Origin of the sequence: Mycobacterium simulans, from assembly GCF_900232995.1 — a bacterium.
Taxonomy (GTDB): domain Bacteria; phylum Actinomycetota; class Actinomycetes; order Mycobacteriales; family Mycobacteriaceae; genus Mycobacterium; species Mycobacterium simulans.
The window spans coordinates 568,862-576,129 of record NZ_OCVX01000007.1; the positions used below are offsets into that span (position 1 = coordinate 568,862).

Below are 7,268 nucleotides of genomic sequence, written 5' to 3' on the forward strand. Positions count from 1 at the left end.
GGAATGCGGAAATCCGCCTAAACTTCGGACTCCGGGGGAGTCCAATGGGGGCCGGCTTTAGTTACTTATGAAGGCAGGGCATGAGCGTCATCGCAGGTGTGTTCGGTGCGTTGCCACCACACCGGTATAGCCAGAGTGAGATCACCGATTCGTTCGTTGCGTTTCCCGGCCTGAAGGAGCACGAGGAGATCGTTCGGCGCCTGCACGCGGCCGCCAGGGTCAACAGTCGTCATCTAGTTCTGCCGCTCGAGCAATATCCGTCTCTCACCGACTTTGGCGACGCCAATGAGGTCTTTATCGACAAGGCGGTCGATCTCGGCATCGAAGCCCTTACCGGCGCGCTGGACGAGGCCGGGCTCAAACCACAGGACATCGACCTGATCGCCACCACGACGGTCACCGGCGTCGCGGTGCCGTCACTGGATGCCCGGATCGCCGGACGGATAGGGCTGCGCCCCGACGTACGCAGAATGCCGCTGTTCGGTCTGGGCTGCGTGGCGGGGGCGGCAGGAGTGGCCCGCCTGCACGACTACTTGCGCGGAGCGCCCGACGGTGTGGCGGTGCTGGTATCGGTTGAGCTCTGCTCGCTTACTTACCCGGCGGTCAAACCGACGGTGTCGGGCCTGGTCGGGACGGCCTTGTTCGGCGACGGCGCCGCTGCGGTGGTCGCCGTGGGTGACCGGCGTGCCGAACACCTGCGCGCCGGCGGGCCGCAGATCCTCGATTCCCGAAGCAGTCTTTACCCTGAGTCGCTGCACATCATGGGCTGGGACGTGGGCTCCCACGGCCTGCAGCTGCGGTTGTCGCCGGACCTGACGAATCTGATCGAGCGCTACTTGGCCGACGACGTCGATGCTTTCCTGGCGACACACCAGCTGACCAGGGACGACATCGGCGCGTGGGTGAGCCACCCGGGTGGTCCCAAAGTCATCAGCGCGATCACCAAGGCCCTCGATCTGCCCCCGGAGGCGCTCGAGCTGACCTGGCGCTCGCTCGGTGAAATCGCCAACCTGTCGTCGGCTTCGGTGTTGCACATCCTGCGCGACACCATCGAAAAACGGCCGCCCAGCGGAAGCCCTGGGTTGATGCTGGCGATGGGTCCGGGATTCTGCGCGGAGCTCGTGCTACTGCGCTGGCACTGAGCCGGCGACCTCGGTGACTTCCAGGGTCAAACCGGGTCGCGGGCATAGTGCCGCCATATGTCCCGCGCGGATGCGCTGAGCGGGCATTCGAAGCCTTGTCCTGGCGATGAGCCGGGCGAGCATCACCGTCATCTCGGTGGTAGCCATGACCGATCCGATGCAGCGGTGCAAGCCGCCACTGAACGGGATGAATTCATGGGGCGCGGGTTTGCGATAGTCCGGTGCGGAGGGGTCCCAGCGCCGCGGACGGAATTCGGTTGGTGCGGGCCACAGTTCGGGGAGCCGGTGGGTGACGTAGGCGCTGAAGATCAGCAATCGTCCCGCCCGGATGCGATGACCGTCGAACCACAGGTCTCGCGTCACCCTGCGGGCCGAAATCACTCCAGGCGGGTAGAGCCGAAGCGTCTCGTGCACAACACCATTGAGGTAGGTGAGCTTGTCTAGATCGCTAGCGACGGGTGGTCTGTCTCCGAGCACGCGGTCGACCTCTTCCGCGGCGGCGTCCCAGGCCCCCGGCATGGTCAGCAGCGTGTAGGCCGCCCAAGCCAGGGCGCCGCTGGTGGTCTCGTAACCGGCCGTGATGAGCGAGACGATTGAATCGCGAATCTCATTGCCGCTCAACGTGTAACCGTCTTCGGAGCGGCCGTTGATCAGCATCGACAACATGTGGTCGTCTGGCTTGGGTTTGGCGCGTGCGTCGGCGACTTGGGCGTCGATGAGGTCGTCGATGCGCTTGCGGGCGGCCATCGCCCGCCGCCAGGCAGGGGAGTTGAGCCGCTGTTGCAGTTTCATCACCTGCGGCGGCCGGTGAGTCAGGTCCAGCAGGGGCTGCAGTTGTTCGCCGAGGAAGTCCGAGTGCACGGCCAAGCGCTGGCCGAACAGGCTCTCGGCGGTGCTGCGCCGGACCGCCGAGCGGAACGCTCGATAGATGTCCAGCCGCTGCCCCGGCCGCCAGCTATCGATGAGGACATCGATATTGGACACCATTGTGTGCACGTATTCCTGAATCTGGCGGTGCCGCAGGCCGGGCGCCACCACGGCGCGGCGGCGCCGATGGTCCTCGCCGTCGCTGACGATCAGCGCGGTCGGACCGTCGACCGGAGCCAGGCTCTCAAAGGTCTCGCGCCAGGAGAACGCGTCGGCATTGGCGAAAACGAACTTGTTTGCCTCGGCGCCCAGCAGGTAGGTGTAGCCGCGTCTACCGAATCCGGAATTGATCACCGCTCCCCGGCGCCGATACAGCGACAGCAACAGCTCGCCGGGCCGGTAGGGCACCGTCCGGTAGGAAGTCATTCGAGTGCCTCCGATAGCTCGAGCCATTTCGCCTCCGTCTCGGCGACCTCGTCTTCAAGGGCGCGTAACTCCTGGGTCAGGCGGGTGATTGCGATGTGGTCTGACTGGTCATGCTCGGCGAGTTCATCGTGTTTGGCCCCGATCCGGTCGGCCAGGCGTGCCAATTGTCTGTCGATTGCCGCCAGCTCCTTCTCGGCGGCGCGTCGCCGCGCACCTGACATCACCTGTCCATCGGGCGCGGCCGGGGCGGCCTTGGCTGGTGGCCGGGCGACGAGCCGCAAGTATTCGTCGATGCCGCCGGGGAGATGCCGCAACCGGCCGTCCAGAATCGCGTACTGCTGATCGGTGACACGTTCGAGCAGATATCGGTCGTGCGAGACGACGATCAAGGTGCCCGCCCAAGAGTCGAGCAAGTCCTCGGTGGCGGTCAGCATGTCGGTGTCCACGTCGTTGGTGGGTTCGTCGAGCAGCAGCACGTTGGGCTCGGACAACAGCGTGAGCATCAGTTGCAGCCGCCGACGTTGGCCGCCGGAGAGTTCACTTACTCGCGCGGACAATTGGCCACGGGCGAAGCCGAGTCGCTCCAGTAGCTGGGCCGGAGTGACCTCGCGGCCCTCGACCTCATAGCCGACGCGTAGCCTGCCCAACACATCGGCGATCCGTTCGTCGGTCGCTAGCGCCTCTATCCCGATGCCTCGCTGATCGAGCACCGCAAGCCGGACCGTCTTGCCGTGCTTGACGCGCCCCGCGTCGGGCCGGATGGTGCCCGCGATCAATCCGAGCAAGGTGGACTTACCGGCGCCGTTGGCGCCGACGATGCCGGTGCGTTCCCCGGGCCCGATCCGCCATTCGATATCGCGCAGTACGGTTTGGCCGTCAAACGAGACCGACACGTCGAGCAAATCGACTACGTCCTTGCCGAGTCGGGCGGTCGCCAACTTGGCCAACTCCACCGTGTTTCGCAGTGGCGGAACGTCGGCGATCAATTGGTTGGCGGCCTCGATCCGGAACTTGGGTTTCGAGGTCCGCGCCGGTGCACCGCGACGCAGCCAGGCCAGCTCCTTACGCATCAGGTTCTGTCGCTTGGCCTCCGCCGCGGCGGCAAGCCGGTCCCGCTCGACACGCTGCAGAATGTAGGCGGCGTACCCGCCTTCGAAGGGCTCGACGATTCCGTCGTGCACCTCCCAGGTGGTGGTGGCGATTTCGTCAAGAAACCAGCGGTCGTGGGTCACCAGCAGCAGCCCGCCGGTGTTGCGGGCCCAGCGTTGTTGTAGATGGCCGGCCAGCCAGGTGATGCCTTCAATGTCGAGGTGGTTGGTGGGCTCGTCGAGAGCGATCACGTCCCAGTCGCCGACGAGTAGCCTGGCTAGCTGGACTCGTCGCCGCTGACCACCGCTGAGCGTCGAAACGGTTGCGTCCCAGGCGATGTCGGACGCCAGTCCGCCGACCACGTCGCGGATGCGCGCGTTACCGGCCCACTGATGTTCGGGTTGGTCGCCGACGAGCGTCCAGCCGACAGTGCGGTCAGGATCCAGGGTGTCGGCCTGGCTCAGGGCACTCACCCGCAAGCCGGTGCGCCGGGTGACCCGGCCGGAGTCCGGCCGCAGCTGGCCGGTGAGCAGACCTAGCAGGCTCGATTTGCCGTCGCCGTTGCGGCCCACGATTCCGATGCGTGCGCCGTCGTTGACTCCGAGTGTGACTGAGTCGAAGACCACCTGGGTCGGATATTCCAGGTGTACGGCCTCGGCTCCGAGCAGGTGTGCCACAGGACCGACGCTACCGACCGAATTGCTCAGCTATCGCTTACCCGTGCCGAATGCAACAATGTCACGCGTAAGGCGATGACGATGCAGGAAGCCGGTGCAAATCCGGCGCGGTCCCGCCACTGTCATCGGGGAGCGACCCTCGTGTGCCACGGCGTCCAGCTGGAAGGCGAGGCGAGCAGTGATCCGAGAGCCAGGAGACTCGCGTCATCGCGTCCTGTGACCCGGGGCGGTGTACCCCGAGAGAGCGGCATTAGCGATGACCGTCCCGATCTGGATGGCCTCACCTCCGGAGGTGCACTCGGCGCTGCTGAGCAGCGGCCCGGGCCCGGGCCCATTGCTGGCTGCCGCCGCGGCCTGGCATTCGGTGAGCATCGAATACGCGGCGACGGGCGAGGAGCTCGCGGCGCTGTTGGTCGCGGTGCACGGCGGGACCTGGGATGGCCCGACCGCTGCGGCGTATGTGGCCGCCCATGTGCCGTATCTGGCGTGGCTGATGCAGGCCAGTGCCAACAGCGCGGCGATGGCTGCCCAACAGGAAACTGTGGCCGCCGCCTGGACCACCGCACTGGCTGCCATGCCGACATTGCCGGAGTTGGCCGCCAACCACACCGTGCACGCAGCGTTGGTGGCGACGAATTTCTTTGGCATCAACACGATCCCGATCGCGCTCAACGAGGCCGACTACGCGCGGATGTGGATTCAGGCCGCCACCGTGATGAGCGTCTATCAGGGCGTTGCCACTACGGCGGTGGCCGCTGCGCCGCCGACCCCGCCGGCGCCGCAAATCATGAAAGCCAACGCGCCTGCGGCCGCCCAGTTGTTGCCGCAACCCTCCGACTGGCAGCAGCTGATCCTGCAGTTCTTGCAGGAGATCGGGTATACCGCCTTCTACAACAACGTCATTCAACCGTTCATCACGTGGCTGGCGAACATCCCGTTCTTGCAAGCTTTGTTCGCATTTGATCCTTACCTGCTAATCCTCGGTAATCCACTGACCTACCTCAGTCCGCTCAACATCGCCTTTGCCATCGGCTATCCGATGGACATCGGTACATATGTTGCTTTGCTTTCAGAAACCTTCGCATTCATCGCGGCGGACCTCGCAGCGGCATTCGCTTCGGGTAATCCTGCGACCATCGGTTTCGCCCTGCTGTTCGCCACCGTCGAGGCCGTCGGCACGATCATCACCGATACCATCGCGCTGCTGAAGACTCTGCTCGAACAGACTCTTGTGCTGCTCCCGGCGATTGTGGCGCTGGTGAGTGCCCCGTTGGCGTCGTTGGCTACCGGCGCTGTGTTAGTGCCGATCGGCGCCAAGGGCTTGGCGGTGCTGGTTGCCGTGCCACCTGCGCTGCCGGTCACTCCCGCAACGCCGCCCATCGCGGGGCTTGCCCCGAACATCCCGACCTCCACTTCGTCCCCGACACCGACTCCCGCGGACGTGACGGCTCCGCCCCCCACATCCGCGTCGCCACCACCGCCGGCGACCGCTGCTCCGCCGGTGACGGGTGCGGGCATCGGTGCGGGCATGGGCGCGGGCATGGAGAACTTCGCCTACCTGGTGGGTGACCTGAACTCGGTTGCCAAGAGGGGGGCTGACAGCAGCGCCCGAAAGAAGGCACCGGAACCCGACAGTGCCGAGGAACCAACGGCCGCGGCGACGCCTCAGGAGCCGGCTCGATCACAGCGCCGCCGGCGCACGAAGGTCAGACAGATCGATCGCGGTTGGGGATACATGGACCTGGAGCCCGATATTGGCGCTTCGGGGCAGGGCGCGGGAAGCCTGGGATTTGCCGGGACCACACCTAAGGAGACGGGCACAGCGGCGGCGGGCTTGACAACACTGGCCGACGACGAGTTCGGCGGCGGTCCGCGTATGCCCTTGATGCCGGGGACCTGGGGGGAAGCCGACGGCTGACGAGTCAACCCGTCGGTGGAGTGTGGCATAATCGAATGTATGTTCGAAGAGATCCGTGCACGGTTCGATGAGTACTTCGAACGCCATCATCCTTCGACGACGGCGGAGTCGGCGGCGATGGTGGATCGGATCTGTGCGTCGGCGCGGGCGGAGAACCGTGCGGCGGCCGCGCAGTTGGTGGCGATCGGGGAGTTGTTCGCCTACCGGTTGTCGCGGTGTTCGGAGACCGAGCAGTGGGCGATCGACACGATGGCGGCGGTGGCTGCCGAGGTGGCCGCGGCGTTGCGGATCAGCCAGTCGCTGGCGGCTGGCCGGGTGGGTGATGCCCGGGCGATGCGCGAGCGGCTGCCGCAGACCGCCGAGGTGTTCAAGGCCGGTGATATCGGTTACCAGATGTTTCGGACGATCGTGTTTCGCACCGATCTGATCACCGATCCCGAGGTGTTGGCGGGAGTGGATGAGCAGTTGGCGCTTAGCGTGCGGTGTTGGCCCTCGATGACCAAGGGCCGGCTGGGTGCGCAGGTCGACAAGATCGTGGCGAAAGCCGATGCCGATGCGGTGCGGCGGCGCAAGGAGCGTCAGAGCGATCGTGAGTTTTGGATTGGGCCGAGCCACGACGGGCTCTGTGAGATCGGCGGCAGCCTGTTGGCCCTCGAGGCCCAGGCCCTGTATCGGCGGTTGACGGCGTTGGCGGCCACGGTGTGTGAGCATGATCCGCGCACTTGCGAGCAGCGCCGCGCCGATGCGTTCGGGCCGTTGATGTCTAACGCTGATCGGCTGGGCTGCCGTTGTGGGCGCTCCGATTGTGCGGCGGGGCAGCGGCCTGCGGCCTCGCCGGTGGTGATTCATGTGATCGCCGACCAAGCCACCCTCGACGGCGCCGGTTCGGTGCCGGCCTCGATGGTCAGCGCCGATGGGTTGATCACTCCGGAGTTGGTGGCCGAGTTGGCTCAGTCGGCCAGGTTGGTGCCGCTGATCCATCCCGGCGACGCCGCGCCCGAGCCCGGCTATCAGCCCTCCCGGGCGTTGGCCGATTTTGTGCGGTGTCGGGATTTGACGTGTCGGTGGCCGGGTTGCGATCAGCCCGCCACCAATTGCGATGTGGACCATACGGTTCCCTTCGCGCAGGGTGGGCCTACGCATGCGTCG

At 65.9% G+C, this 7,268-nt stretch carries 5 protein-coding genes and 1 riboswitch; of the genes, 3 read left to right on the forward strand and 2 right to left on the reverse strand.

The window, feature by feature from the left end; translation table 11 throughout:
• Positions 1 to 80 precede the first annotated feature (80 nt).
• Positions 81 to 1,142: a type III polyketide synthase gene (locus MSIMFI_RS24705; protein ID WP_191499559.1), complete on the forward strand. Its 1,062-nt coding sequence runs from the start codon at positions 81 to 83 to the stop codon at positions 1,140 to 1,142.
• On the opposite strand, the gene MSIMFI_RS24710 is transcribed toward MSIMFI_RS24705, so the two are convergent.
• Both MSIMFI_RS24710 and MSIMFI_RS24715 read right to left on the reverse strand, forming a co-directional pair.
• The gene (locus tag MSIMFI_RS24710) at positions 1,125 to 2,417 is read right to left on the reverse strand and encodes a cytochrome P450 (protein WP_191499837.1); all 1,293 of its coding nucleotides are present in this window, start codon (positions 2,415 to 2,417) and stop codon (positions 1,125 to 1,127) included. The genes MSIMFI_RS24705 and MSIMFI_RS24710 overlap by 18 nt on opposite strands.
• A gap of 14 nt (positions 2,418 to 2,431) precedes the next feature.
• Positions 2,432 to 4,201 (reverse strand): ABC-F family ATP-binding cassette domain-containing protein, encoded by a 1,770-nt coding sequence (locus MSIMFI_RS24715; protein WP_191499560.1) that lies wholly within the window; start codon positions 4,199 to 4,201, stop codon positions 2,432 to 2,434.
• Positions 4,202 to 4,242: 41 nt separating this feature from the next.
• A riboswitch (cobalamin riboswitch) is annotated at positions 4,243 to 4,422 on the forward strand.
• Between the two features lie 35 nt (positions 4,423 to 4,457).
• Here MSIMFI_RS24715 and MSIMFI_RS24720 point away from each other — a divergent pair.
• Positions 4,458 to 6,119: a PPE family protein gene (locus MSIMFI_RS24720; protein WP_191499561.1), complete on the forward strand. Its 1,662-nt coding sequence runs from the start codon at positions 4,458 to 4,460 to the stop codon at positions 6,117 to 6,119.
• Between the two features lie 39 nt (positions 6,120 to 6,158).
• On the forward strand, positions 6,159 to 7,268 hold a 1,110-nt coding region (locus MSIMFI_RS24725), incomplete at its 3' end, for an HNH endonuclease signature motif containing protein (RefSeq protein ID WP_191499562.1).